This window comes from Actinoplanes aureus, assembly GCF_015704865.1.
Classification (GTDB): domain Bacteria; phylum Actinomycetota; class Actinomycetes; order Mycobacteriales; family Micromonosporaceae; genus Actinoplanes; species Actinoplanes aureus.
On the sequence record NZ_JADQTO010000001.1, the window covers coordinates 303707 to 328815 of the forward strand.

At 71.2% G+C, this 25109-nt stretch carries 22 protein-coding genes; 12 read left to right on the forward strand and 10 right to left on the reverse strand.

Annotated elements, in window-relative coordinates:
• The first annotated feature begins 20 nt into the window (after nt 1-20).
• On the forward strand, nt 21-1229 hold the full coding sequence (locus I4J89_RS01420) for an oxygenase MpaB family protein (protein WP_196411936.1): 1209 nt from the start codon (nt 21-23) through the stop codon (nt 1227-1229).
• On the opposite strand, the gene I4J89_RS01425 is transcribed toward I4J89_RS01420, so the two are convergent.
• Entirely contained in the window at nt 1172-1942 is a 771-nt protein-coding gene (locus tag I4J89_RS01425; protein WP_230858158.1) for an alpha/beta hydrolase, read from the reverse strand. The two genes, I4J89_RS01420 and I4J89_RS01425, sit on opposite strands and share 58 nt — an antisense overlap.
• Nucleotides 1943-2302: 360 nt before the next feature.
• Here I4J89_RS01425 and I4J89_RS01430 point away from each other — a divergent pair, with 360 nt between their 5' ends.
• The 6 genes from I4J89_RS01430 (at nt 2303) to I4J89_RS01455 (ending at nt 8074) form a co-directional block, all read left to right on the forward strand.
• Complete coding sequence (locus I4J89_RS01430; protein WP_196411937.1) at nt 2303-3361, forward strand: ABC transporter ATP-binding protein; 1059 nt, start codon at nt 2303-2305, stop codon at nt 3359-3361.
• Entirely contained in the window at nt 3358-4338 is a 981-nt protein-coding gene (locus tag I4J89_RS01435) for an ABC transporter permease (RefSeq protein ID WP_196411938.1), read from the forward strand. The genes I4J89_RS01430 and I4J89_RS01435 overlap by 4 nt, the downstream gene beginning before the upstream one ends.
• Before the next feature lie 4 nt (nt 4339-4342).
• The gene (locus tag I4J89_RS01440) at nt 4343-5401 is read left to right on the forward strand and encodes an ABC transporter permease (RefSeq protein ID WP_196411939.1); all 1059 of its coding nucleotides are present in this window, start codon (nt 4343-4345) and stop codon (nt 5399-5401) included.
• Nucleotides 5398-6408, forward strand: coding sequence for an ABC transporter ATP-binding protein (locus I4J89_RS01445; RefSeq protein WP_196411940.1), 1011 nt, complete (start codon nt 5398-5400; stop codon nt 6406-6408). Before I4J89_RS01440 ends, I4J89_RS01445 begins: the two co-directional genes overlap by 4 nt.
• A gap of 57 nt (nt 6409-6465) precedes the next feature.
• Nucleotides 6466-7779 (forward strand): GH1 family beta-glucosidase, encoded by a 1314-nt coding sequence (locus I4J89_RS01450; RefSeq protein WP_196411941.1) that lies wholly within the window; start codon nt 6466-6468, stop codon nt 7777-7779.
• A gap of 94 nt (nt 7780-7873) precedes the next feature.
• Nucleotides 7874-8074 (forward strand): hypothetical protein, encoded by a 201-nt coding sequence (locus I4J89_RS01455; RefSeq protein WP_196411942.1) that lies wholly within the window; start codon nt 7874-7876, stop codon nt 8072-8074.
• 6 nt (nt 8075-8080) lie between these two features.
• Here I4J89_RS01455 and I4J89_RS01460 read toward each other — a convergent pair whose 3' ends face one another.
• Nucleotides 8081-8602: a hypothetical protein gene (locus tag I4J89_RS01460; RefSeq protein WP_230858159.1), complete on the reverse strand. Its 522-nt coding sequence runs from the start codon at nt 8600-8602 to the stop codon at nt 8081-8083.
• 152 nt (nt 8603-8754) lie between these two features.
• On the opposite strand from I4J89_RS01460, the gene I4J89_RS01465 reads away from it, so the two are divergent.
• Nucleotides 8755-9714 (forward strand): aldo/keto reductase, encoded by a 960-nt coding sequence (locus I4J89_RS01465; protein WP_196411943.1) that lies wholly within the window; start codon nt 8755-8757, stop codon nt 9712-9714.
• A gap of 4 nt (nt 9715-9718) precedes the next feature.
• On the opposite strand, the gene I4J89_RS01470 is transcribed toward I4J89_RS01465, so the two are convergent.
• Nucleotides 9719-10093, reverse strand: a complete 375-nt coding sequence (locus tag I4J89_RS01470) for a cupin domain-containing protein (RefSeq protein ID WP_196411944.1) — start codon at nt 10091-10093, stop codon at nt 9719-9721.
• Between the two features lie 72 nt (nt 10094-10165).
• Here I4J89_RS01470 and I4J89_RS01475 point away from each other — a divergent pair, with 72 nt between their 5' ends.
• Nucleotides 10166-10609, forward strand: coding sequence for a MarR family winged helix-turn-helix transcriptional regulator (locus I4J89_RS01475; RefSeq protein ID WP_309238143.1), 444 nt, complete (start codon nt 10166-10168; stop codon nt 10607-10609).
• A gap of 61 nt (nt 10610-10670) precedes the next feature.
• The gene (locus tag I4J89_RS01480) at nt 10671-11138 is read left to right on the forward strand and encodes an SgcJ/EcaC family oxidoreductase (RefSeq protein ID WP_196411946.1); all 468 of its coding nucleotides are present in this window, start codon (nt 10671-10673) and stop codon (nt 11136-11138) included.
• 325 nt (nt 11139-11463) lie between these two features.
• On the opposite strand, the gene I4J89_RS01485 is transcribed toward I4J89_RS01480, so the two are convergent.
• The 4 genes from I4J89_RS01485 to I4J89_RS01500 form a co-directional block, all read right to left on the reverse strand.
• Nucleotides 11464-12783 carry a BtrH N-terminal domain-containing protein gene (locus I4J89_RS01485; protein ID WP_196411947.1) on the reverse strand — a complete coding sequence of 440 codons (1320 nt, stop codon included), beginning with the start codon at nt 12781-12783 and terminating at the stop codon, nt 11464-11466.
• Between the two features lie 407 nt (nt 12784-13190).
• Nucleotides 13191-15710: a DNA gyrase/topoisomerase IV subunit A gene (locus I4J89_RS01490; RefSeq protein ID WP_196411948.1), complete on the reverse strand. Its 2520-nt coding sequence runs from the start codon at nt 15708-15710 to the stop codon at nt 13191-13193.
• 14 nt (nt 15711-15724) lie between these two features.
• Entirely contained in the window at nt 15725-17806 is a 2082-nt protein-coding gene (locus I4J89_RS01495) for a DNA gyrase/topoisomerase IV subunit B (protein ID WP_196411949.1), read from the reverse strand.
• A 112-nt stretch (nt 17807-17918) separates the two neighbouring features.
• On the reverse strand, nt 17919-18527 hold the full coding sequence (locus I4J89_RS01500; RefSeq protein WP_196411950.1) for an adenylate/guanylate cyclase domain-containing protein: 609 nt from the start codon (nt 18525-18527) through the stop codon (nt 17919-17921).
• Between the two features lie 241 nt (nt 18528-18768).
• On the opposite strand from I4J89_RS01500, the gene I4J89_RS01505 reads away from it, so the two are divergent.
• Complete coding sequence (locus I4J89_RS01505) at nt 18769-21579, forward strand: helix-turn-helix transcriptional regulator (protein WP_196411951.1); 2811 nt, start codon at nt 18769-18771, stop codon at nt 21577-21579.
• Nucleotides 21580-21753: 174 nt separating this feature from the next.
• Nucleotides 21754-22524 (forward strand): DUF5995 family protein, encoded by a 771-nt coding sequence (locus I4J89_RS01510; RefSeq protein ID WP_196411952.1) that lies wholly within the window; start codon nt 21754-21756, stop codon nt 22522-22524.
• Nucleotide 22525: 1 nt separating this feature from the next.
• Here the strand turns inward: I4J89_RS01510 and I4J89_RS01515 are convergent, their stop codons facing one another.
• Genes I4J89_RS01515 through I4J89_RS01525 form a run of 3 tightly spaced genes read right to left on the reverse strand, consistent with a single transcriptional unit; the run spans nt 22526 to nt 25060 of the window.
• Complete coding sequence (locus I4J89_RS01515) at nt 22526-22993, reverse strand: hypothetical protein (protein ID WP_196411953.1); 468 nt, start codon at nt 22991-22993, stop codon at nt 22526-22528.
• Nucleotides 22994-23028: 35 nt separating this feature from the next.
• Nucleotides 23029-24375, reverse strand: coding sequence for a HAMP domain-containing sensor histidine kinase (locus I4J89_RS01520; protein ID WP_196411954.1), 1347 nt, complete (start codon nt 24373-24375; stop codon nt 23029-23031).
• Nucleotides 24368-25060, reverse strand: coding sequence for a response regulator transcription factor (locus tag I4J89_RS01525; protein WP_230858160.1), 693 nt, complete (start codon nt 25058-25060; stop codon nt 24368-24370). Before I4J89_RS01525 ends, I4J89_RS01520 begins: the two co-directional genes overlap by 8 nt.
• Nucleotides 25061-25109 lie beyond the last annotated feature (49 nt).

A 25109-nucleotide genomic window follows, 5' to 3' on the forward strand; every position in this document is an offset into this window, starting at 1 on the left:
GCGACGAAGGCGGTGAGCGGATGTCCAGTGAGGACTGTCTCTGGGGCGGCCCGCCGAGCCGGTTCGGCGCCGACCGGGACTGGGGTGAGCGGGCTGCCCGGCCGCTGCGGCTGGTCGCCGGTGCCGGGGCGCAGCCGACGGAGGAGGAACTGGCGGCACTGCGGGACGGCCTGAACCGCCGCGACGAGCCGGCTGCCGCACTCGTGAAGGCGATGAAGGCGAGCGACCTGCATCGAGCTCTCGCCGCCGGGCCGTCCGAGAGCGCGCCGGAGCCGCTGCGGGCCTTCTTCGACGTGGTTCTGGACCGGCCCGCGTGGGTGGACGACCGGCTGCTCGCCCGCGGCGCGGAGGCGTGCCGCACGTTCGGGATGGACGCCGGGCTGGTCCTGGCCTACGGATCACTGCTCGGCGGCTACCGCACCGGGGCCGCGTTGGAGCCGCTGGTGCGTACCGGGCGGCTGACCGGCGGCGAGACCCTGCGCCGGATCCAGGAGACCTCGATCTGGTGGCGCGAGGTGACCGCGCCTGGTGGGCTGGCCCCGGGCGGGGAGGGCTTCCGCCTGTGCGTGCACGTACGCGTGATGCACGCCCTGGTAAACGCCAAGCTCGAGGCCGACCCCTCCTGGGAGTGGGCCCGGCGCGGCGTACCGATCAACCAGTACGACCAGGCCAGCACCCTGGGCGTCTTCAGCACCAGCTTCCTGCTGCACCTGCGCCTGCTCGGGGTACGCGTGTCCCGAGCCGACTCCCGCGCGGTGATGCACCTGTGGTCCTACATCGGCTGGCTGATGGGCGTCGACGAACAATGGCTGCCGCACACCGAGCGTCGCGGCCGCCGCCTGCTCTACCACTTCCTGTCGTACGACCCGCCGCCGGACGACAACAGCGTCGCGCTGGCCCGAGCGCTCATCGACATGACCGACGAGCTGGCGACCAGCCGCCGGCGGCGGATCTACGAGCGCGAGCGAGCACTGTCGGTGAGCTCCTGGCTGCTCGGCCGGGCCGCGATGCGCGACCTCCGGTTGCCGTACCGGCCGCCCTGGTACGGCCTCACCCGCGTCGCCGCGAACCTGCTGATGAGCCAGGGCCTGGGCCGGCTGCCCGGCGGCCGCAAGCTGCTGCTGGCCCGCGGCGAACGCCAGGCGCACGCCCAGTTCGCCCGCTGGGGTACTCAGCTCAACGTGGTCGCGACGAAGCCGAACGCGGCCGGAACCTCGGTACCCCAGTAGCCGAAGTCGTGCCGCCCGTCCCGGTAACCGCCGGCCGCCGGGCCACCCGGAAGCACCTCGTGCAGGTCCCGGACGTGCGGGTAGAGGTCGTCGTCCCGGCCGCACCACAGGCCGACCGGCGTGCCGGCCAGCCGGGCCACACCGTTGAAGACCGCATCACCGGGCGCGACCGCCGGCGAGAAGGCGGCCACCGACCGGACGAACCCCGGGAACGTCTCGGCCAGCAGCAGCGCGCCGTACCCGCCCATGGACCAGCCCCACGCCGCCAGCCGGTCGGCGTCGAAGCCGCGTTCCGCGCACCAGGCCGGCACCTCCTCGCGCACCATCCGCTGCGGGTCGTCGTCGCCGTCCGGTTGCCAGGCCAGCCGATCACCGGTGGCGCCGGCCAGCACGAACGGTGTGCTGCCGCGGCGTACCGCATCGGTCAGGAACCGTCCCAGGCCGACGCCGGCGAAGTCCGCCGGCCGTTTCGACCCGCCGTGCAGGACCAGGCAGACCGGCAGCCCACGCCCGTCGCCGTACCCTTCCGGCACGGCCGTGTAGAAATCCACCTCCCGGCCACGCGCCGCCGAGACGCGCCGCTCCACCCGCTCATCACCCGGCGGCGCCGACGGCAGCACCAGCGGCGTGCCGCCGCTTGCGCGCATCCGCACGCCGGCTACCGCCGCCACCGACGCCACTCCCGCGCCCATCAGCAAGGTCCGTCTTCGCATGCCCGGACCAACGTTCTTCCGGGGTACGCGTAACCGACGTCCCCGAACCATCCACCCCGTCCCGCCCAGCCGCGCGAGCGAGTCGCCTGGTCGCGGCCCCAGCGCGGCCGCCGGGAAAGATGCGGTGGTCCCGGCGGTCGCGCTGGGACCGGGACGGAGAGCGGCGCTCGCGCGGCTCGGCGGGACCGGCGTGGCGCGTACCGGAAAAGCGGGCGTGGGGGGGGGGGCGGGGGGCCCCCCGCCCCCCCCCGCGCCGGCGCGCGGCCGGACGTCCAGAACCGGCCCCCCCCCACCTCCTGAGCGCCGCGCGGGCGCCCCGGACCCCCGGGGCGCCCGCCTCCCATGCAAGAAGGACCCGGCATGACGTCGATCCCGGACGCGAAGGCGCCGGCCGACGAGGTGGTGCTCGAGGCGATCGGCCTGACCAAGCACTTCCCCGTCCGCCGCCGGTTGCGCGACCTCTTCTCCAAACGGCACGATGCGGTTCACGCCGTCGATGACGTGAACCTCACGCTGCGCCGCGGCCAGGTGGTGGCCCTCGTCGGCGAATCGGGCTCGGGCAAATCCACAGTGGCCCGCCTGCTCGCCCAGCTCTATCCCCGTACCAGCGGCGACATCCGACTGCACGGCGAGTCGACGAAGGTGAAGGCGGGTACGGCGTTCCGCCGGTACTGCGCCCGGGTTCAGATGATCTTCCAGGACCCGTTCGCGTCGCTGAACCCGGTGCACACCATCCGGTATCACCTGACCCGGGCCCTGAAGATCCACGGCAATGCCGGGAAGACCGAGGACGACCTCGAACAGGCCCTGCACGGGCTGCTCGAGCGGGTCTCGCTCACCCCGCCGGAGCGATACCTGGACAAGTTCCCGCACGAGCTCTCCGGCGGCCAGCGGCAGCGGGTGGCGATCGCCCGTGCGCTCGGCGCCGAGCCGGAGGCACTGCTCGCCGACGAGCCGGTGTCCATGCTGGACGTCTCCATCCGGCTCGGTGTCCTGAACCTGCTGCGTGACCTGAAGGAGCGCCTCAACCTGGCGATCCTCTACATCACCCACGATATCGCGTCGGCCCGGTACTTCGCCGACGAGACGATGGTGATGTACGCGGGCCGGATGGTGGAGGGCGGTGACAGCGAGACGGTCACCCAGTCGCCGGCTCACCCGTACACCCGGCTTTTGATCGACTCGGCACCGGACCCGGACCGGCTCACCGGCGTGTCCGAAGCCGAAGGCGAGGACCGTGGCAACGGCGAACCGCCGAGCCTGATCCATCCGCCCAGCGGATGCCGCTTCCACCCGCGCTGCCCGGTCGCGATGCCGCGCTGCTCGGTCGAGCTCCCGGTACGCCTGGAGATCGGTGACAAGCCCGGGCACTGGGCGGCGTGCTGGCTCTACGACAAGACCGAGGCGGTGTCGCGGTGAAGTACTTCCTGCAGCGGCTCGCCTTCTACCTCTTCACCGCGTGGGCCGCGATCACGCTCAACTTCTTCATCCCCCGGATGATCCCGGGCGACCCGGTGCAGGCGCTGGTCACCAAGTACCAGGGCCAGCTCAGCAGCCAGGCGATCGACTCCCTGTACGTGCTGTTCGGCCTGGACAAGGACGCGAACCTCTGGCAGGAGTACATCAACTACTGGAAGCAACTGTTCGCCGGTGACCTGGGCCTGTCGTTCACCTTCTTCCCGACGCCGGTCTCCGAGATCATCAGCAACAGCCTCCCGTGGACGCTGCTGCTGGTCGGCATCACCACGGTGATCAGCTTCTTCCTCGGCACCGGCCTGGGCATCCTGGCCGGCTGGCGGCGCGGCTCCTGGACCGACGGCCTGCTGCCGGTCACCACGTTCCTCTCCTCGGTGCCGTACTTCTGGCTGGGCATCATCGCGATCTACCTGCTCACCGGCCCGGACAGCTTCTTCCCGTCGTCCGGTGGCTTCGACAGCGGCCTGGTGCCGGCCTGGGACCAGTACTTCATCCCGAGCGCGATCCAGCACAGCCTGCTGCCCGCCCTGACCATCCTGATCTCCTCGGTCAGCGGCTGGATCCTCAGCATGCGCAACATGATGGTGACCGTCGCCTCCGAGGACTACATCACCGTCGCGCACGCCAAGGGCCTCTCCGACCGGCGGGTGGCGATGAGTTACGCGGCACGCAACGCGCTGCTGCCGAACGTCTCCGGCTTCGCGCTGTCACTCGGCTTCATCGTCGGTGGCACCCTGCTGGTGGAGATCGTCTTCTCCTACCCGGGCGTGGGCTTCCAGCTCTTCCAGGCGCTGGGCGCCTCGGACTACCCGCTCATGCAGGGCATCTTCCTGATCATCACGATCTCCGTGCTGGTCGCGAACCTGCTCGCGGACATCGCGTACCTGCTCCTGGACCCGCGCACCCGCAAGGAGGGCTGACCGCATGACGATCCCTACCTCCAGCATCGAGCAGGTCATTCCCGGACAGGGCTCGATGGCTCAGCCGGAGTCCGGCAAGCCGGCCAAGGCGAAGCGCCAGCGGTTCCGCTTCGTCAGCAACCGCAAGGCGGCCACCGGCCTGATCATCCTGGCGATCTACCTGCTCTTCGCGATCATCGGACCGTGGGTGGCACCGTACGACCCGGGCGCCCGCGGCAACGACCTGGTCCAGCCGCCCTCCGGCGAGCACTGGATGGGCACCACCCACCTGGGTCAGGACGTCTTCAGCCAGCTGCTGGCCGGCACCCGTAGCGTCATCTTCGTCGGCTTCTTCGCCGGCATCGTGGCCACCGTGCTCTCGGTGATCATCGGGGTGACCGCCGGGTACGTCGGCGGCAAGACCGACGAGGTCCTCTCCGCGCTCTCCAACGTCTTCCTGGTGATCCCGGCACTCCCGCTGATCATCATCATCACGTCCACCCTGGAGAACGCCGAGGACTGGCTGATCGCCCTGGTCATCGGCCTAACCTCGTGGTCGTGGAACGCCCGGGTGCTGCGCGCGCAGACCCTGTCGCTGCGCCGGCGGGACTTCGTCGAGGCGGCCCGGGCCAGCGGCGAACGGACCTGGCGCGTCATCGGGTTCGAGCTGCTGCCGAACCTGACCGCGGTGATCGCCTCCGGTTTCGTCGGCACGGTCATCTTCGCCGTGCTCTCCGAGATCACCCTGGCCTTCATCGGTGTCACCTCGGCCACCACCTGGAACTGGGGAACCATCCTGTTCTGGGCGCAGGGTCAGCAGGCGCTCGCACAGAACGCCTGGTGGTGGTTCGTGCCGGCCGGTCTCGCCATCGCGATCCTCGGCACCGCGCTCTCCTTGATCAACTTCGGGATCGACGAGTTCGTCAGCCCGCGGCTGCGCAGCGCCGGCAAGACCAAGCTGAAGACCACGGCCGGGCAGACCGTGCGGATGCGCATCGGCTTCACCCCGGTGCTGAGCAACTCGCCGGAACCACACACCCACGCCCGCCCGACGCCGGTGCTGCAGAAGGAGGTCGCGCCATGAGCGAGCCGGTCCTGGAGATCCGTAACCTCAACGTCGGCTACGGCCTGGGCGACCAGGCGGTCCGCGCGGTCCGCGACGTCAACCTCACGCTGCACCGCGGCGAGGTGCTGGGCCTGGCCGGCGAGAGCGGCTCGGGCAAGTCCACCCTGGCGTACGGGGTGACCCGCCTCCTGCCCCCACCCGGGGTGATCACCGGCGGACAGGTCATCTACCACCCGGGCAACGCCGAACCGTACGACGTACTCGCCCTCTCCGATCTCCAGCTGCGCCGGTTCCGGTGGAACGAGACGGCGATCGTGTTCCAGGGTGCGATGAACTCGCTGAACCCGGTGCACAAGATCTCCACCCAGCTCACCGACGTGCTCAAGGCGCACGACCCGAAGATGAGCGAGCACAGCCGCAACGTCCGCGCCCGGGAGATGCTGAAGCTGGTCGGGATCGCGGCGGACCGGATGGACGCGTACCCGCACCAGCTCTCCGGCGGCATGCGGCAGCGCGTGATGATCGGTATGGCGCTGATCCTGCAGCCGCAGGTGGTCATCATGGACGAGCCGACCACCGCGCTGGACGTGGTGATGCAGCGGCAGATCCTCGGTCAGCTCATCGAGCTGCGGGAACGGCTGGGCTTCTCGGTCATCTTCATCACCCACGACCTGTCGCTGCTGGTCGAGTTCTCCAACCGGATCGCCATCATGTACGGCGGCCGGATCGTCGAGGAGGCACCGGCGGCGTCGATCTACCGGGACGCGCTGCACCCGTACTCGGCGGGTCTGCTCGGATCGTTCCCGGCACTTCGCGGACCGCGCCGGGAGCTGACCGGCATCCCCGGCTCACCGCCGGACCTGAAAGGTATGCCGAGCGGCTGCTCGTTCCACCCGCGATGCCCGAAGGCGTTCGACCCGTGCGCCGGCAACATCCCAGTGCTGGGCCGCCCGGGCACTCCGGACGGGAGTTCTCGATCCGTCGCGTGCTGGCTGCACCCCACCGAACAGCCCGTCGGCCTCTGACAGCGGGCCGGTCCCTTGCCGTCGGGACCGGCCCGCACCACTTTCTGGAGAAATTCCGTGACATTTACGTGGGGTGTGGCCACCTCGGCCTATCAGATCGAGGGCGCGGCCGCGGAAGACGGGCGGACACCGTCCATCTGGGACACCTTCGCCCGTACCGTGGTCGGCGAGACCGGGGACGTGGCCTGCGACCACTATCACCGGATGCCGGACGACGTGCAGCTCATCAAGAGCCTGGGCGTTGACGCGTACCGGTTCTCGGTGTCCTGGACCCGGGTGCAGCCGGGCGGGCGCGGCCCGGCGAACCCGGCGGGCCTGGCCTTCTACGACCGCCTCGTGGACGAGCTGCTGGCCGCCGGGATCGAGCCGTGGCTCACGCTCTACCACTGGGACCTGCCGCAGGAGCTCGAGGACGCCGGCGGCTGGCCGCACCGGGACACCGCGTACCGGTTCGCCGACTTCTCGATGCTGGTCTTCGACCGCCTCCAGGACCGGGTGCGCAACTGGACCACGGTCAACGAGCCGTGGTGCGCGGCCTACCTCGGGTACGAGCACGGCGTACACGCCCCGGGCCGGCGCGACTTCGGAGCGGCCGTCGCCGCCACCCACCACCTGCTGCTCGGCCACGGCCTGGTGGCCCGGCAGATCAACACACCCGACAACACCGTCAGCATCGCGCTCAACATCGGCACCTCCACCCCGGCCTCGGACGACCCGGTCGACGTGGCGGCGGCCTGGCGGGCCGACGGGAACGTCGCGCGGATCTTCCTCGATCCGCTCCGGCACGGGCGCTACCCGGCCGACGTGGTCGAGGACCTCGCGGCCCGCGGGCACGCCCTGCCGGTCCGCGACGGCGACCTGGAGATCATCTCGGCGCCGATCGACCTGCTCGGGGTGAACTTCTACTTCGGACAGGACTTCGCCGGCACCGACCTCGACGGGAACACCACCGACGCGCTCGGGCGGCCGGTGGTGCGTGAGGTGGTGCCGGACGCGCCGCAGACCGCCCTGGGCTGGCCGATCACCCCGGACCGCTTCACCACGCTGCTGCTGCGACTGCACAACGACTACGGGTTCCCGCTCGCGGTCACCGAGAACGGCGCGGTCTACGACGACCATCCGGACTCCGCCGGCTTCGTCGCCGACGCCGAGCGGACCGCGTACCTCAAGGCACACATCGACGCGGTCTTCGCCGCCCGCGCCCAGGGCGCGGACGTGCGCGGCTACTTCGCCTGGTCGCTGATGGACAATTTCGAGTGGGCCGAGGGGTACGCGAAACGGTTCGGCCTGGTGCACGTGGACTACGAGACCCAGACGCGTACACCGAAACAGAGCGCGCTGTGGTTCCGTGATCGGGTACGCGCCGGCTGATCGGCTGCCCCGCACTGTTTAGAGATCAGCCGCAGCGGGGTATCTGCCGCGCATCCCCCGGCTACTCCGGCTACTCCGGCAGAGGAGGTCCCCGATGCGTATCGGTGCCCTGATAGTCGTCATCTGGCTCGTGCTCGGCGTGATCGCCGCCGTCCAACGCGGTTACTTCAAGGACGACGGCGACGCGAGCTGCGCCGAGGCCGGCACGGTCATCGTCACCACGCTCGCCGGTCCGCTCAACTGGATGGGCGTCAACCCGAAGATCACCTGCGACGTCCCGGAACCCAGCAAGTAGCCCGTTCTAACGGAGGTACGCCCGCTCGTCGACGTGCCGGGTGGGCGTACCGAAGAAGAGTTCCGGGTGCACCGGGCCGACCGCCAGGTTGAGCGTGTCCTGGCGGTAACTCGACCGTCCGCCTTGGATCGGTGGCCAGGTCACCCGGTAGTTCACCTGCCAGCGCAGCCACTGTCCCGGACCCAGCCAGATCCCGGACGGGCGGCGGTCGCGCGACGGGGCACCGCTGCGGGCGGGGAGCAGTTCTACTCGTACCCTCTCGTCGGACCGGACCAGCCGCAGACCGCACCGGGCGAGACTCGGCTCGCGCTCCGCGGGCTCGTTGCCCAGCGACTCGACCGGCTCGAAACCGTTACCCTCGGTCATCACGATCTCGTGGACGACACCGGTGCGGGACGCCGGCAGCCGGAACCCGACCGGGATCGCGTTACGGCGGGCCGCCGCCTCTCCGCCTCGGGAGTTCCTGGTCCACTCGGTGCTCACCCACTGCGCCACGACGTACACCGCTCCCCCTCCCGGCGGCGCCATCGTCGCTGTTCCGGCGCGCGAGAGCACGGATTATTCACCCGCTGGACACCTCTGGGCCGACGGCACGCCGAATGAGATCAGGGACTTGAGCTGGAGCGCGCTCCAGGTCCTACGGTCGAAGACGAAGAGCCCGGCACGGTGGGAGGACGACAATGGAAACCAGGAACTTCGGACGGCTCGGCCGGATCAGCGCGCTGACTCTGGGTGGTGGCGGCATCGCCGGGGTGTGGGGCACCACCGACCGCGCCGAGGCGGTGGCCACCGTCCACGCGGCACTCGACGCGGGCATCACCATGCTGGATCTGGCACCGAGCTACGGGGCCGACTACGAATCGGAACGGGCGGTGGGCGAGGCGCTGCGCAGCCGTCCCGCACCCGAGGTCATGATCACGTCGAAGGTCCAGCTGCCCGACGGGCGGTTCGACGACGTACCCGGCCGGATCCGTGACAGCCTGCGCAACAGCCTCGATCTGATCGGCCGCGACCACCTCGACCTGTTCCTGCTGCACACCCAGCTGCGGCCGCGGGACGGCTCGCCCGCCCCCGACGACATCATCGGCTGGGACGTCTACCGGGACGAGGTGATCGGCGAGTTCGAGCGGTTGCGGGCCGACGGTCTGATCCGGGGCTGGGGAATCACCGCGGCCGGGCATCCCGCGCCGATCGGGGACGCACTGCGGGCGACGCCCCGGCCGGACGCCGCCCAGGTGGTGGTCAACGCCATGGACCTCAACGGTGACATGTGGGTCTACGGGGACCGGGTCCGTCCGGCGAACGAGGAGATCGTCCGGGTGGCCGGCGACAACGGCGTACCGGTGATCGGCATCCGCGCGGTCGCCGCCGGCTCCCTCACCGGCGCCTTGGATCGCGAGCTCGACCCGCGTCACCCGGCAGCCGCGGACTTCGCCCGCGCCGAGCCGTTCCGCAAACTCGCCGCCGAGTTCGGCGAGACCCCGGCAGCCCTGGCCCATCGGTACGCGCTGAGCGTCCCCGGCGTTGCGACGGTCGTGCTCGGCGTCAAGAACCGCACCGAACTCGCCGAATGCGTCGCCGCCGAAGCCCGAGGCCCGCTCGGTGCCGACGAGCTGCGGGCCATCGCCGCTCTCCGCTGACCGGTCAGAGGGTCCAGGGCGGTGTGAGGGTGGTGCCGTCGGGAAGGGTGGCCGCGAAGCCTGCGCTCGTGGTCACCCACGCCTCGGCCGGCACCTCGCCGTTGTTGTCCACGCGGAACTCCGCCCCGGCCGGGATGACCAGCACATCGCCCGGATCGACGACCCCGGCGACCCCGTCCAGAGTGATCGACAACTGACCGGCGAACAGGATGAGCACCTCGTCCCGGCCGACCCGGTGCGGCATGCCCGTCGTGCCGGCCGCCACCTCGATCCGCCAGGTGCACAGCTCCCGGCTGCCGGTGGACGGCGAGGCGTAGGCGTGGAAGACCGTCCCGTGCATCCGGTGCTGCACGGCGTCGGCACTGCGGTAGATCGGCAAAACTCCTCCAGATTTAGTCAAGTAGGTTGACTAGATAGTCAAGCAACTTGACCGATGTGTCAAACTCTTTCCGTGCGCGACGACCTTCAAGACCTTCCGGTGCTCCTGCTGAGCGCGGCCCGCGCGCTGGTCGACGGCATAGACACCGGGGTACGCGCACGCGGCTTCACCGATCTGCGGCCGGCACACGGCTTCGCCTTCGTGCGGCTCTCCGGCACCGGGGCCACCGTCGGCGAACTCGCCGAACATCTGGAGATCACGAAACAGGCGGCCAGCCAGATGGCCGACGAGCTGGTCAACAAGGGATACGTCGAGCGACGCCCGCACCCCTCCGACGCCCGCGCCCGGCTACTCGTCCTGACCGCCAAGGGCGTCGCCTGCACCCGCGCCGCCGACGCGGCCGCCGAGGAAACCCTGCGCCCCTGGGCGGAAGCACTCCCCGCCGGCCAGCTGGCTGCTCTCCGCGCGGCGCTCCTCCGCCTGGCCACCCCCGGCCGCATCCGTCCCACCTGGTGACCCGCAGCCGCGCCGGGTGAGCACTACGCTGGGCCGAGCAGCAGCTGAGCGGAGGTGCGTCATGACCGGAACCGCCGTCGAGTCCGCGGCGCGAGAGCTGTACCGGCGCCTGCTGACCGCCTGGAACGAGCGGGACGCCGACGGGTTCGCGCGACTGTTCGCTGAGGACGGTGCCATGGTGGGGTTCGACGGAAGCCAGGTCCCCGGAGGGCGAGCCGCCGAGCACTTGGGGCCGATCTTCGCGGACCACCCGACTGCCGCCTACGTCGCGCGGGTCGAGGAGGTTCGTCCGGTCGGCGCCGAGGCGGTGCTACTGCGGGCGATCGCCGGCATGATCCCGCCCGGGCGGACCGAGCTGAGCCCGGAACGGAACACGATCCAGACCGTAGTCGCCGAGAAACAGCCGGACGGCTGGCGGATCCTGCTGTTCCAGAACACGCCCGCGCAGTATCACGGCCGGCCGGAGGAAACCGAACGGCACACGGCCGCCTTGCGGCCACTCGCCGACGACGGCGTAATCGTCGCCTGACCGCCTGGCCGGATGATCGCGGGCCGGCCACCTGCCGGATGATCGCGGCCTGACCACCCACGGGGATCGCGGCCCAACCACCCGCAGGGCGAGCGCGGACCAACCACCCCGGGGCAGTCGCGGCCCAACCAGCCGCAGGGCGAGCGCGGGCCGGCCACCTGCCTGGGCCCGGCGGTCGCGCTGCGGCCGGGACCGGCGGCCGGATCGCGCGGCAGGGCGGGACGGGGTGGTTCCGGCGGGGACGACAGGTGCGCGTACCGATAAAGAGAAGCCTGGCCGGCACCGGGATTTCGGCGATGCGCGTCGGTAATGGCCGGCGTTGTGCTCAGGGCCGCAACAGCTCGACTGCCTCCTTCTCGGCGTGGAGTGCCGCCTCGGCGCGGTCGGCGAGGTCATCCAGCAGCCCGCCCGGATCGGCTGGCCCGGTCAACTCGTCCGGGCCCGGCGCGGGCGGCACCGGAGCGCCGGTGAACTGGGCGAACAGCCGCCGTTCCAGGATTTCCGCGGCCGGTCCGCAGTTGGCCAGCGCCGCGTCGGCGACGGCTGACCAGTGCTCCCCCGCCGTGCGGAACAGCCCGGCGGCCCGGCCGATCCGAGGCTCGCCCAGCACCTCGGCGGCCTCGTCGAGGAAGGTGGCGTACAGCGGGCGGGTCCCGGCCGGCGCGGTGTACTGCAACTCCAGACATTCGTAGAGGCGAAGCAGGGCGAAAGCGAGCGCCCCCGGTTCGCTGAAGCGGCGGGTCCAGCCGCGTTTGGTACGCCGGTCGCGCAGGTCGGTGACGAGCCTGGCCATCCCGGAGAAGCCCATGTTCACGTCGAACGCGTTGCCGAGCACCGGGCCGATCAGATGGGCCACGGTCGTGGCGATCGCGGCCCGCATCGAGGCGGGGAGATCGACCGGTTTGTCCGGCGGGGACACGATCAACCGCTCGTGCCGGCCCTTGCGATGTGCGGACCAGGCAGCGACGAGTACGTCAGCCGGGACGACGTGCAGGGTGTCGGCCAGATCGTCGACGAGGTAGTCGCCGCCGTCGCGCCCGGCGACCACCACCTGGTACGGGTCGGTGTCGAGCGCGCTTGCCGGCTGATGCCAGGGCAGACCGCCCCGGCCGACCACGCAGAGTACCGGCCGGCCCTGGTCGATCATGGCGTCCAGGTCGCGGCGGGCCGGCCCGGCGGCGGTGCTGTGCCGCACCTCGTAGCCGAGGCCGAGCCGTTCCAGGGCCGACTGTGCCCACGGGTCAGGGTGATGCTGGGCGACGATGGTGAGGATCGGCGGGAGCCCGGTGTAGGCGAAGACCGAATAGAGGAAGCCGATGCCACCGGCAAGGCCGCAGAGGGTGGCCTCGGTGTACGGCTTTCCGGTGTGGGGCGCGCGGTGCCCGGCCTGCCGGAGCAGGCGGGCGAGAAGAGTGCTTTCGTGGTGCTCGCTGCTCGTGTCCAGGTCGCCGAGGTGCGGGCCGCCGGCCGTCGCATGCGGGTCGGCGTTGGCGAGGTGGGAGCCGCCGCCGAAGGTGTCGTAGCCCGGCACCAGGCCGGGCTGTGCGGCGCGGGCGAGCAGGTTGCGGCGCGCGGTCGTGTAGGACTCACCGGTACGCGCGGCGCGCTCGCGAACCAGTCGCTTGAGGTTTCGATGGCTGGTCATGGTCGTCTGCCCTTGCCGGCGGTCGTCACCGCGCTGCCCGCCCACACCGGCAACGCGGCCACCGCCTGGGTCGTCGACAGCCGGGCCTGAACTGCGCCGGGCGAGACCCCGCCGCGTCTCGCCGGCGTTCAGCCGGTCCCGCTGAGGGCGGGTCCGGCGTCAGCCGGCCGGAACGGCCGGGACAGCCTGGCATGACCAGTGGCCCGCGACGGCATGGTGACCACCTTCGCCCCGCATGGCCGGCGGGTGTGGGCCGCCGGTCAGGGGTAGGGCGCACGGGACCGCCCGCAAGCATCCTAGCCGCTCGCCCGGGAGGCGACGCCGCTCAAGTCCGGCATGGCACCGCTAGGGCCGGGACGAAACCGGCCGAAGCCGGGCCGACGGCGCTGAGGCAGGGCCGGCACCGCTCAGTCGCGTTCGATCAGGTGGCCGATCAGCTGTGGGCCCATGATCACAGCGTTGCCTGAGCCGTCGCGGCGGGCGTCTGGCTCTGGCAGTTCGACCGGGTCGCCGGTGTTGCTCGCCCCGACCGGGCGCGGGCCGACCCACGCCACCGTCAAGCGCGTCTCGCCCTTGAGGAAACGCTGCACGCGGACACCGCCGGTGGCCCGGCCCTTCGCCGGGTAGGAGGCGAACGGCGACACCTTGACCTGGGTGCCGGTGGAGGTGACGACCATCGGCTCGCCGTGTGCGCTGTCGGAGGTCGAGACCGCGTTGAACGAGACCACCTCGGCATCTGCGGCGAGGTTGACGCCGGCCATGCCGCCGCCCTTGAGGCCCTGCGGCCGGACCAGCTTGGCCGGGAACCGCAGCAGCGAGGCGTCGGAGGTGACGAAGACCAGCGACTCCGCCCCGTCGGTGAGCCAGGTCGCCTGGAGCACCTCGTCACCCTCTTTCAGGGTGATCACCTCGAACTCGTCGGAGCGGACCGGCCACTCCGGCGCGCACACCTTCACGACGCCCTGCTTCGTGCCCATCGCGATACCCGGCGACTCCCCGTTCGTCAGCGGCGCCAGGCCGATCACCTTCTCGCCCTTCTCCAGCGGCACCAGCTCGGATGCGGACATGCCGCCACGCAGCGAGACCGTGCCGGACTGATCGGGCAGCACCGGCAGCGGCAGGACGTCGGTCTTGAAGGCCCGGCCCCGGTTGGTGACCAGCAGGATCCGGCCGCGTGCCGTGGAGTGGATCACCGCGCGTACCGCGTCGTGCTTGACCCGGCCGCTGCGCCGGCGCGCCTCGGTCGACTCCTCGCTCTCGGCCGCGGTCCGGGCGATCAGCCCGGTCGCCGAGAGGATCACCTGGCAGGGGTCGTCGGCCACCTCCAGCGGGCCGGCCGGCACCGAGGCCGCGAGGACCTCCTTGAGGTCGCCGTCGATCAGCGTGGTGTGCCGGGGCCGGCCGAACTCCGCGACGACCTCGGCCAGCTCGTCGGAGACGACCTTCTTGAGTACGTCCTCGTTGTCCAGGATCCGGCTCAGCTCGGCGATCTCGTTGCGCAGCCGCTCCTGCTCGGTCTCCAGCTCGATGCGGTCGAACCGGGTGAGCCGCCGGAGCGGAGTGTCCAGGATGTACGTCGCCTGGATGTCGGAGAGCCCGAACTCGCTCATCAGGCCGGTCTTGGCCGAGGCGGCGTCGTCGCTGGCCCGGATCAGCGCGACCACCCGGTCGATGTCGATCAGGGCGATCAGCAGGCCGTCGACCAGGTGCAGACGGTCGGCCCGTTTGGTACGGCGGTACGTCGTCCGCCGGGTGACCACCTCGTAGCGGTGCTGGACGAAGACCTCGAGCAGCGCCTTGAGCCCGAGGGTCCGCGGCTGCCCGTCGACCAGCACCAGGTTGTTGATACCGAAGGAGCTCTCCAGAGGCGTCAACCGGTACAGATCGGCGAGCAGCGCCTGCGGGTTGACGCCGACCTTGCACTCGATCACGAGGCGGGTGCCGTGCTCGCGGTCGGTGAGGTCCTTGACGTCGGCGATGCCCTGGAGACGGGCCGCCTGCCGCTGTCCCCGGCGCGGGCCGGAGGTGATCATCTTGCCCTTCACCTCGTCGGTGATCGCCTCGATGATCTTCTCGGCGCCGACGCCGTACGGCAGCTCGGTCACGGTGATCGCCTGCCGCCCGCGCCCGCCCTCGAGCAGGCCGGTCTGTGCCCGGGCCCGGATGCGCACCACGCCGCGACCCGTCTCGTACGCCCGGCGCACCTCGTCGAGCCCGAGCAACTGCCCACCGGTGGGCAGGTCGGGACCGGGCACGAAGCGCATCAGCGCGTCGAGGTCGGCCTCCGGGTGGGTGATCAGATGCCGGGCGGCCGCCACCACCTCACCGAGGTTGTGCGGGATCATGTTGGTCGCCATGCCGACCGCGATCCCGGACGTGCCGTTGACCAGCAGGTTCGGGAAGGCCGCCGGCAGCACTCGGGGTTCCTGCTCGGAGCCGTCGTAGGTCGGCTTGAAGTCGACGGTGCCCTCGCCGAGCTCGCCGACCAGCAGCATCGCCTCACGCGACATGCGAGCCTCGGTGTACCGCGCGGCGGCCGGGCCGTCGTCGGGCGAGCCGAAGTTGCCGTGCCCGTCGATGAGCGGGGTGTTCAGCGAGAAGTCCTGGGCGAGCCGGACCAGGGCGTCGTAGATCGCCACATCGCCGTGCGGGTGGTACTTACCCATCACATCGCCGACCACCCGGGCCGACTTCACATACGCCCGGTCGGGGCGGTGCCCCTGCTCCGACATCGACCACAGGATCCGCCGGTGCACCGGTTTGAGCCCGTCCCGGGCGTCCGGCAGGGCCCGGGAGTGGATGACCGAGTACGCGTACTCCAGGTAGGAGTCCTCCACCTCGGTGGTGAGCGGGTTGTCGATGACCCGGGCCCCGGCCTGGTCGAAGGCGGAGAGGTCGACACGGTTCTCGGATTTACGGCGTGCCATTGGTAACGAACCTCTCAGGCGTCGATCGTCTCTTGGTCGATCCGGCCGGCGGCCTCGATCAACCAGTTCTTCCGGGGCTCGACCCGCTCACCCATCAGCAGCTCGAGCGTCGCCTCGGCGCGCTCGGCGTCCTCGATGGTGATCCGCCGGACGGTCCGGGCCGCCGGGTTCATCGTGGTGTCCCACAACTCGTCCGCGTCCATCTCGCCGAGGCCCTTGAACCGCGGCACCGGTTTCTGCACCTGACGGCCGCCGCGCTCGATCCGCGAGACGGTGCTCTCCATCTCCTGCTGCGTGTAGGTGTAGAGGGTCTCCGAGTTGCGGCCCTTGGTGACCACCTTGTGCAGCGGCGGCATCGCGGCGAAGAGCCGGCCGTGCTCGATCACCGGCCGCATGTACTTGGCGAAGAGCGTGATCAGCAGGGTCCGGATGTGCGAGCCGTCGACATCCGCGTCCGCCATGATCATGACTCGGCCGTACCGCATGTTGCCGATCTCGAAGGTCCGCCCGGAGCCGGCGCCGAGCACCTGGACGATCGCCGAGCACTCGGCGTTGTCGAGCACCTGCTGCAGGCTGGCCTTCTGCACGTTGAGGATCTTGCCGCGGATCGGGAGCAGCGCCTGGTACTCCGAGGAGCGGGCCATCCGGGCGGTGCCGAGCGCCGAGTCACCCTCCACGATGAACAGCTCGGAACGGTCGATCCCGATGGCACGGCAGTCCACCAGCTTGGCCGGCATCGAAGCGCCCTCGAGCGCGGTCTTGCGGCGGGCGGCGTCCTTCTGCTGTTTCTGGGTGAGCCGGACGCGGGCCGCGTCCACCACCTTCTGCAGGACGGTGCGGGCCTCGGCCTTGGTCCGCCGGCCGTCGATCCACTCCTTCAGGTACGCCTCGACGAGCCCCTGCATCACCCGGGTGATCCCGGCCGTGGAGAGCTCGTCCTTGGTCTGCGAGGTGAACTGCGGCTCGGGCACCCGCACGTGGATGACCGCGGTCATGCCCTCCAGCAGGTCGTCCAGGACCGGCGGCTCCTCCTTGGGCTTGAGCAGGCCGCGGGCGTTACGGATCGCCTCGGTGAGCGCACGGACCAGGGCCCGCTCGAAGCCCTTGCGGTGCGTGCCGCCGTGCACGTTGCGGATCGTGTTGGTGAAGCACTCCACGGTGCGCTCGTAGCCGGTGCCCCAGCGGAACGCGACCTCGATCTGGGCGTGCCGCACCACGTTCGACTGCATGACGCCGTTGGCGTCGGCGGCGTTCTCCTTGTACGTCCCCTCGCCGGTGACGACCAGGACGCCGGAGACCGGCTTGTCACCCGAGGGGGTGAGGAACTCCACCATGTCGGTGAGCCCGTGTGGGTAGTGGAACGCCTCGGTGGCCGGCTCCTCGGCGGTCGCGTCGAAGAGTGTGTACTGCACGCCGGGGACCAGGAAGGCGGTGTTGCGCAGCTTGGTCCGGACGGCCTCGACGTCGAGGCGGGCACCGGTCTCGAAGTAACGCGCGTCGTACCAATACCGGATCGAGGTGCCGGACGGCTCGCCACGCTTCATCCGGCGGACCACCCGCAGGCCGGGCTCCCGGGTGAACGGCGCGTCCGGGCCGGGACCGTCGAAGACCCCGGGCACGCCGCGCTGGAACGAGATCTCGTGCACCTTGCCGTCCCGCTTGACGGTGGCGTCGAAGCGCAGGGCCAGCGCGTTGACCGCGGAGGCGCCGACGCCGTGCAGACCGCCGGAGGCCTTGTAGCCCGAGCCGCCGAACTTGCCGCCGGCGTGCAGGCGGGTCAGCACCAGCTCGACACCGCTGAGGCCGGACTTGGCGTGCACGTCGGTCGGGATGCCCCGGCCGTCGTCGTCGACCTGCACCGAGCCGTCGGCGTGCAGGATGACCGCGATCCTCGTGGCGTGTCCACCGACGCCCTCGTCGGTGCAGTTGTCGATGATCTCGTTGGCCAGGTGGTTGATGCCCCGGCTGTCCGTGGACCCGATGTACATGCCTGGGCGTTTCCGGACAGCGTCCAGTCCTTCCAGGTGCGTGAGGTCGTCAGCCCCGTACAAGGTCTGTGGCTGTGCGGTCACGAGGCGGCACTCCCGATCGGCCATGGGTGGTCAGGACGGCGCGAGCCTACCCGGCGCCTACGACACTTCTGCCCCAGGCGAGCCAGGTCTAGACCACCCAGTGGCCGAAAACGGTATAAAGCATCCTAAGATATGCCTAAGAAACTCCGACGAGAGGCGCCATCTGAGGCTGGAGCGCTCGCCACAGATCCAGCGGGTATGACTTACCGGGCACCGAGACCGGCGGCATCTCCTGGTAGGCGATGAGCGCGTCGGTGATCTCCCGGGTGGCCGAGCAGACCACCACGGTGTCGTGCGGCGCGTACGCCTGCAGGCGCGCCGCCGTGCTCACCACGCTGCCGCTGATCATGCCGTAGCCGCCGTCGAACGCCGCCAACGTGTCGACGATCACCTCACCCGTGGCGAGGCCCACCCGGGTCCGGATCGGGAACCTGCCGGCCAGGAGACGCCCCCTCAACGCCTCCTGGACCGACAGGCCCGCTTGCACGGCAGAGGCGGCCGCCGCCGGCCCGAAGCCGTCCTCGCCGGTGCCGAACACCGCCATCACCGCGTCACCGACGTACTTCTCCACGATGCCGCCGCATTCGCGGACCACGCTCGACACGGTCGAGAAGTAGTCCCGCTGCAGGGCACGGACCTCCGCGCAGTCCAGCCGGTCCACCAGCGCGGTGAAGCCGACGATGTCGATGAACAGCACGGTCACGTCCTGGCGCCGCTCCTGATCGGCCATGGTGATGGTGGTCATGTCTCACGCTCCCCCAGATCACTGAACCTTCCTCAACAGGCGAGATGCCGGCAGCAGCCGGCCGAATACCAGGTTGAAGAAGGTTCATTGCGTTGACCGGGAGTACGGTGCCAGCCCGGAACAACGGGCGGATCCGCAGAACGACGTATCTCTGACAGCATCGGTACCCGTCATTTTTGTGACGCAGAACAGTCCGAACCGACGACAACGTGCTAGGCCGATTCGCACTAGGCTGCCGTTCATGGCCAGCCTGGGGGACGACGGGCCGCTTGTCGGACGCACCGACACGCTGACCGACGTTCAGTCCTATCTGCGCGACGTCGGTCCCGGCGGGACAGCCGCGGTGTTCCTGACCGGGGAGAGCGGTGTCGGCAAGAGCCGATTGCTGCGCGAAACCGCCGAGGCGCTGCGCGGGACGGGCTTCGCCGTGCTGAACGGCACCTGTTTGGACATCGGCGACGCCTCGCCGCTGCACCCGGTTCTGCAGGCGCTTCGCCGGCACGACGCCGGCGCCGCCCTGGCGGCGACCGCCGACGACGCCGGTGCGCTGCTCGACCGGGTCTCGCGCGACCTGCGCTCGATCGCCGGCGACAAGCGGTTGCTGCTGGTTCTCGACGATCTCCAGTGGGCCGACCGGAGCACCCGCCAGCTGCTGCTCTACCTGCTCGCCGGCCTCGGTGACGTGCCGATCTCGGTGCTCGCGGCGATCCGGGCCGAGGCGCTGCACGGCACCCACCCGCTGCGCCGCGTCCTCGCCGAGCTGCGCCGGCTGCGCTCGGTCCGGGTGGTCGACCTGCAGCCGCTCACCCAGGACCAGACCCGGGAGCTGGTGACCGCGATCGTCGGCGGAAACGTCGCCATCGAGGACGCCGACCGGGTCTACAAGCGCAGCGGCGGCAACCCGTTCGTCGCCGAGGAACTCGCCCGGGACCTGCGGGACGGCCGGGTGGAGCTCTCCGACACGCTGCGCGAGATCTTCCTGTCCCGGGTGGACGAGCTGCCCGCCAACGCGCACGCCGTGGTGCACGCCCTGGCCGCCGGGGTGGAGCCGGTGGACCACCTGGTGTTGTCCCGGGTCGTGCCGCTTCCGGAGGACCAGCTGATCGAGGCGGTCCGGGCCGCGGTGGCGCACCGGTTCGTGGCCAGCGACGGCGACGGCTACCGGCTGCGGCACCGGCTGGTCGCCGAGATCCTCGAGCAGGAGGTGCTGCCCGCCGAGGCCGCCGCCCTGCACCGGCGGTACGCGGAGGCGCTGGAGGCGGCCGGCGGCGAGCCGGACCACGCCCGGCTGGCCTTCCACTGGCAGCGGGCCGGCGTCCCGGCCCGGGCGTTGCCCCCGGTCATCGCGGCGGCCCGGGCCGCCGAGGCGCTCTACGGCTTCGCCGAGGCGCACCGCTACTGGACCATCGCGCTGCGGATCACCACCGAGGACGACAAGGAGCGCACCGAGCTGCTCGGGCACGCCGCCGAGTCGGCCCACCAGTGCGGCGAGCACCTGCTGGCGCTGGCCCGGCTGGAGGAGCTGGCCGGTCGCGCCGACGCTCCCGGCCAGTGTGACCTGCACCTGCGCCGGGCACGCTACCTGGCCGCGGCCGGCCGGTCGGCTCCCGCCGAGACCGAGTACGTACGGGCACTGGAGTCACCCGAGTGCTCACCGCAGCAGCGCGCTTCGGCCGCGGCGTTCCTCGCCGAGCTGCTGCTGCACCTGGGCCGGTACGCGGACGCCAACGAACGCGCCCGCGAGGCGCTGGAGCTGGCCGCGGTGGACGGCTCGACCGCCGACCTGGTGCGGGCCAGCGCCGCGCTCGGCTTCAGCTCGGCGTTCCGGGAGGATCCGGACGCCGGGCTGGCGGTGATCCGGCACGCCGTGGAGATCGCCGAGCGGTCCGGGCACCCGGACGACCTCGGCGTGGCGTACCTGCATCTGGCCGAGTTGCTCACCGGCCCGCTGAACAGCATCGAGGAGGGCGTGCTGGTGGCCCGCCGGGGCGCCGACCGGCTCGCCAAGCTCGGCGTCGGCCGGACCTACCAGACCCGGCTGCTCGCCATCGCCGCCAACGGCCTGTTCCGGGTCGGCCAGTGGGCGGAGGCGGACGCGGTGCTGGACATCGCGATGCGGCACCGCCCGTCCGGTGCCGACGCGGTGGAGCTGCTGCTCGCCCGCTGCCGGCTGCTGGTCGGCTTCGGCGAGCTGGAGAACGCGCACCGTGATCTCGACGCGGCTTCCACCCTGCTGGCCGGCGGCGGCGCCCGGCACGTGCTGCCGATGCTCACCCTGCGGGCCGGCCTGGCCATGTGGGAGGGCGAGCACCACGATGCGCGTGCGGCGGTGCAGCGCGGGCTCACCGAGACCCGCTCCGACGACCTGGTGCTGCTCGGTGTGCTGGCCTGGCACGGCCTGCGGGCCGAGGCCGAGGCGCACGTCGCGGGCAAGGCGGTCGACCCGGGCGCGCTGCGCCGGCTGAAGACCGTCCGGGACCGGCTGGCCGAGGGTGTGAACAACGCCGGGGCGGCCCGTGCCGTGGTGGACGCCTATCTGGACCTGTGTGCGGCCGAGCTGAGCCGGATCGAGAACCGGCACGATCCCGAGCCCTGGGCCCGGGCGGCCGCGATCTGGGACCGGCGCCAGCAGCCGTACCCGGCGGCCTATGCACGCTTGCGTCACGCCGAGGCGGCGCTGCACCGCAAGACCCGGCGGACCACCGCGATCGCCGGGCTGCGGCAGGCCTTCGCGACGGCGACCGCGATGGGCGCCCGCCCGTTCGCTAAGGAGATCCGGGGCGTGGCCCAGCGGTTCCGGGTCTCACTCGCCGACGACACGCCGACCGTGCCGATGACCGTGCCGGAGCAGGTCACCGACGAGCTGGCGGCGCTGACCGGCCGGGAACGCGAGGTGCTGGCCGCGGTTGCCGAGGGGCTGACGAACCGGGAGATCGGTGCGAAGCTCTTCATCAGCGAGCGGACGGTCGGTGTCCACCTGGGACACATCTTCGACAAGCTTCAGGTACGCACTCGTGTGCAGGCCAGTCGTGTCTATCTGACAGCGGCCTGACCAGGCAATCGTTATCTGAGCGTGACATACGTACGAGGAATACGTCGTTCTACCGATCCCCCGGCGGACCCTCGGTGGAAGGCTGTTGCGCACGGGGGAGCACCGCCCGGTGGTTCACGCCGCCGGGCGGTGCTGGGGGCCCTCCGCATTTCTGCATCACCCGTGGAGGAACCGATGACCCAGCCCATCTGGGGCCCGGTGCAGCAGGAAATGCACGACATCCTGCAACAGCACCCCGACGACGTGCCCGCCGTGGTCGACCAGCTCGCCCAGCTGCAGGTAGTCCTGTGCCGCGTGCCGCCGCTGCTGCACAGCAACCCGCTGGCCGATTTCAACAAGCTGTATCTGACCATCACCGAGAACGTGCTGGAGCGTCTCTACGCCGGCAAGTTCAAGGACCCGGCGTTCCTGTCCCGGCTGGACGTGGAGTTCGCCGCGCGGTACTTCGACGCGCTGCGCTACTGGACCGAGGGCAGCCCTGCCTGTCCCGGCGTCTGGGCCGGACTGTTCTGCCGTGTGCCGGGCCCGGACGCCCGCCCGCTGCCGTCGGCCGTCGCCGGCGTCAACGCGCACATCAACTTCGACCTCCCGTTCGCGCTGGTCACCACCTTCGATCACCTGGGCAGCGACCCGATCGACGACAGCGACCAGCACCACGACTACCTACAGGTCAACGACATCTTCGCGGAGGAGATGCCGGGCCTGCGCCGCGGCTACCTGGACCGGTGGCAGCTGCTCATCGACACGATGAACGGCGACCTGGACGACTGGTGGCAGGGTGAGCTGGTGGAGTACACGCGGAACGTGGCGTGGCGCAACGCGCAGAAGGTCTGGGCGGTCCGGCACGACATGATCGCCCTGGACAAGGAGCGGCGCCGGCTCGACAAAACCGCCACCGGCCTGGGCAAACTGCTGCTCTCGCCGTTCGCCGACTTCCTTCAGTGAGTCACTTCACCACGATCAACCGGGCCTTGGTCACGTCGCCGTCGCGGAGACCGCCGACACCGACCTGGACCCCGGTGCGCAGGATGGTCCGCTCGGCGGCCTTCCGGTCCCGCACCAGCCGCAGCGGGTCGCCGTAGGTCCAGGTCAGGTCGAAGCCGTCGGTGGATTCGACGGTGATGCCGGAGTCGCTCACCGCGGTGATCGTGCCGCGCTGCACCACCACGGTGCGCACCCCGTCCTTCGTCTGCACCGCCACCTCGCCGTGCAGTGTGTCCTTGCGCAGGTGTTTGCGGATCGCCGCCCGGGGACGGGCCTGCTCCCCGTCGCCTGCGGAGCCGGCCTCCTGGAGGGCGACGAGTTCGGCGTCCACGTCACCCAGATCCTGGGTGGCGGCCGAGCCGGAGGGCGCGGCGCCGCATCCGGTCAAGGCGAGGGCGAGGGCGATCACAGCGATACGGGTACGAGTCATGCACCGGATCCTCGGCGTCCCCGGCTCGGACCGTGTCAGGCGATTGTTCGGGTCCGGTAAGGAAGCTCCACGGTGAACATCGCCCCGCCCTCCGGGGCGTGTCCCGCGCTGATCCGGCCACCGAGCCGCCCCACCAGCCGGGCCGCCAGGGCCAGCCCGAGCCCGCTGCCGACCGACCGGATGCCGCGGTAGCGCCGGTTCAGCTCGCCCCGGTCGAAGGCCACCACCAGGTCGTCGTCGGTGAAGCCGGGACCGCCGTCGCGTACCTCGACGATGCCGCCCGGGCGAACCGCCAGCACCAGCGGCGCGCCGGCCGGGACCACGCGCAGCGCGTTCTCGCAGAGGCCGTCCAGGACCTGCCGGATCCGGCCCGGGTCGGTGTCCACGGTGACCGGCTCGCTCGCGAGCTCCAGGACCAGGCGGGGGCCGTCCGGGCCGCAGCGGGCCGTCCACGCCCGCCCGGCCTCCCGGACCAGCTCCACCAGGTCCACCGCGACGACGTCGAGCGGCAGGTCGGCGGCCTCCAGCCGGGCGAGCACCAGCAGGTCGGAGATCAACCGGTCCAGCCGGTCGGCCTCGCCGAGCATGGTGGCGCCGGCCTGTTCCGTGCCGTCCGCCGTGATCACCCCGTCGGCCAACGCCTCCGCGTACCCGCGGATGGTGGCCAGCGGCGTACGCAACTCGTGCGAGACCGAGAGCAGGAAGTCCCGCTCCCGTCCCTCGCTGGTCTGTAGCGCCGAGGCGAGCTGGTTGATCGCGTCGGCGAGCCGTACCGCCTCGGCCGGGCCGTGCCGGGAGATCCGTACCGAGTGGTCACCGGCGGCGAGCCGGCCGGCCGCGGCGGCCGCCAGCCCGATCGGCCGGGCGACGAAGCGGGCGAGCAACGCGCCGGCCAGGACCCCGCCGACCAAGCCGGCCAGCAGTGCCACCCAGACACCGCTCAGTACGCGTACCGCGATGCCGGAGGAGACCTTCCGGGTCAGGACCACACCGCTGTTCCGTCCGGAGAGCGGTCGCCCGGCGATGAACGAGGATCGGCCGTTCACCACGCCACGGGTGTCGATCAGGGTGCCGGCGGCGACCCGCCGCACCACCCGCTCGGGCAGCCCGGCACGGTCGGCCGTCCCCCGCCGGATCAGGTAGATCTCGATGTCGTCCTGGCGCAGCCGGCGGGCAATGCGTTCCCGGGCGGCCGGCCGCTCGTCGGCGAGCAGTTCCACGGCCAGCGCCGTCTTCTCCATCAGCTCGGCGCGGATCTGGGTGTTCACCGAGCGGACCGCGACGGGGATGGCGACGAGCGCGGTGACGATCACGGCGACCACCGCGGTGGCGGCGGTTACCAGCACGGCGCGGCCGGTCAGCGTACGGAAGAAGTCACGCATCGGCCGAGTACCCGACCCCGCGGACGGTCCGGATCAGCGTGGCGGCGTCGCCCAGCTTGGCCCGGACCTGCGCCACGTGCACGTCGACGGTACGCGTCCCGGCGTGCGACGCGTACCCCCAGACCGCGGCCAGCAGCTCCTCCCGGGTGAACACCCGTCCGGGCCGCCCGAGCAGGTGGGCGAGCAGATCGAACTCGGTCGCCGTCAGGGTCAGCGGGACGCCGCCGACGGTCACCGTACGCCGCCCCGGATCAAGCGTGACCGCCCCCAGAGTGCGCACCTGCTCGGCGGGCGGTCCGGCCGCGCGGCGCAGCAGGGCCTTGACCCGGGTCACCAGTTCGCGCGGGCTGAACGGCTTGGTGACGTAGTCGTCGGCGCCCAGCTCCAGCCCGAGAATGCGGTCCACCTCGTCGTCCCGCGCGGTCAGGAGGATCACCGGCGTCCAGTCGCCACCGGCACGCAGCCGGCGGCAGATCTCGGTGCCGTCCATGCCGGGCAGCGCGATGTCCAGGATGCAGGCGACCGGGCGCAGCCGGCGGGCGGCGGCCAGCCCCGCCGCACCGTCGTGCTCGACCTGCACGCCGAAGCCCTCCCGGCTCAGGTACAGCCGCACCAGGTCGGCGATCGGCCGTTCGTCCTCGACGACGAGGACCAGTCCTTTCGGCGCGTCTGTCACGGCACTCATCATGCCGCCGGCCGGCCTGCGCGAACGTACGAGGACGGTAAACATGGAT

Bases quoted from the DNA above. Each gene is read 5' to 3' on its own strand.
- I4J89_RS01420 (WP_196411936.1), top strand. From the start codon at position 21: ATGTCCAGTGAGGACTGTCTCTGGGGCGGCCCGCCGAGCCGGTTCGGC.
- I4J89_RS01425 (WP_230858158.1), bottom strand. From the start codon at position 1,942: ATGCGAAGACGGACCTTGCTGATGGGCGCGGGAGTGGCGTCGGTGGCG.
- I4J89_RS01430 (WP_196411937.1), top strand. From the start codon at position 2,303: ATGACGTCGATCCCGGACGCGAAGGCGCCGGCCGACGAGGTGGTGCTC.
- I4J89_RS01440 (WP_196411939.1), top strand. From the start codon at position 4,343: ATGACGATCCCTACCTCCAGCATCGAGCAGGTCATTCCCGGACAGGGC.
- I4J89_RS01445 (WP_196411940.1), top strand. From the start codon at position 5,398: ATGAGCGAGCCGGTCCTGGAGATCCGTAACCTCAACGTCGGCTACGGC.
- I4J89_RS01455 (WP_196411942.1), top strand. From the start codon at position 7,874: ATGCGTATCGGTGCCCTGATAGTCGTCATCTGGCTCGTGCTCGGCGTG.
- I4J89_RS01460 (WP_230858159.1), bottom strand. From the start codon at position 8,602: ATGGCGCCGCCGGGAGGGGGAGCGGTGTACGTCGTGGCGCAGTGGGTG.
- I4J89_RS01465 (WP_196411943.1), top strand. From the start codon at position 8,755: ATGGAAACCAGGAACTTCGGACGGCTCGGCCGGATCAGCGCGCTGACT.
- I4J89_RS01480 (WP_196411946.1), top strand. From the start codon at position 10,671: ATGACCGGAACCGCCGTCGAGTCCGCGGCGCGAGAGCTGTACCGGCGC.
- I4J89_RS01485 (WP_196411947.1), bottom strand. From the start codon at position 12,783: ATGACCAGCCATCGAAACCTCAAGCGACTGGTTCGCGAGCGCGCCGCG.
- I4J89_RS01490 (WP_196411948.1), bottom strand. From the start codon at position 15,710: ATGGCACGCCGTAAATCCGAGAACCGTGTCGACCTCTCCGCCTTCGAC.
- I4J89_RS01495 (WP_196411949.1), bottom strand. From the start codon at position 17,806: ATGGCCGATCGGGAGTGCCGCCTCGTGACCGCACAGCCACAGACCTTG.
- I4J89_RS01500 (WP_196411950.1), bottom strand. From the start codon at position 18,527: ATGACCACCATCACCATGGCCGATCAGGAGCGGCGCCAGGACGTGACC.
- I4J89_RS01505 (WP_196411951.1), top strand. From the start codon at position 18,769: ATGGCCAGCCTGGGGGACGACGGGCCGCTTGTCGGACGCACCGACACG.
- I4J89_RS01510 (WP_196411952.1), top strand. From the start codon at position 21,754: ATGACCCAGCCCATCTGGGGCCCGGTGCAGCAGGAAATGCACGACATC.
- I4J89_RS01515 (WP_196411953.1), bottom strand. From the start codon at position 22,993: ATGACTCGTACCCGTATCGCTGTGATCGCCCTCGCCCTCGCCTTGACC.
- I4J89_RS01520 (WP_196411954.1), bottom strand. From the start codon at position 24,375: ATGCGTGACTTCTTCCGTACGCTGACCGGCCGCGCCGTGCTGGTAACC.
- I4J89_RS01525 (WP_230858160.1), bottom strand. From the start codon at position 25,060: ATGAGTGCCGTGACAGACGCGCCGAAAGGACTGGTCCTCGTCGTCGAG.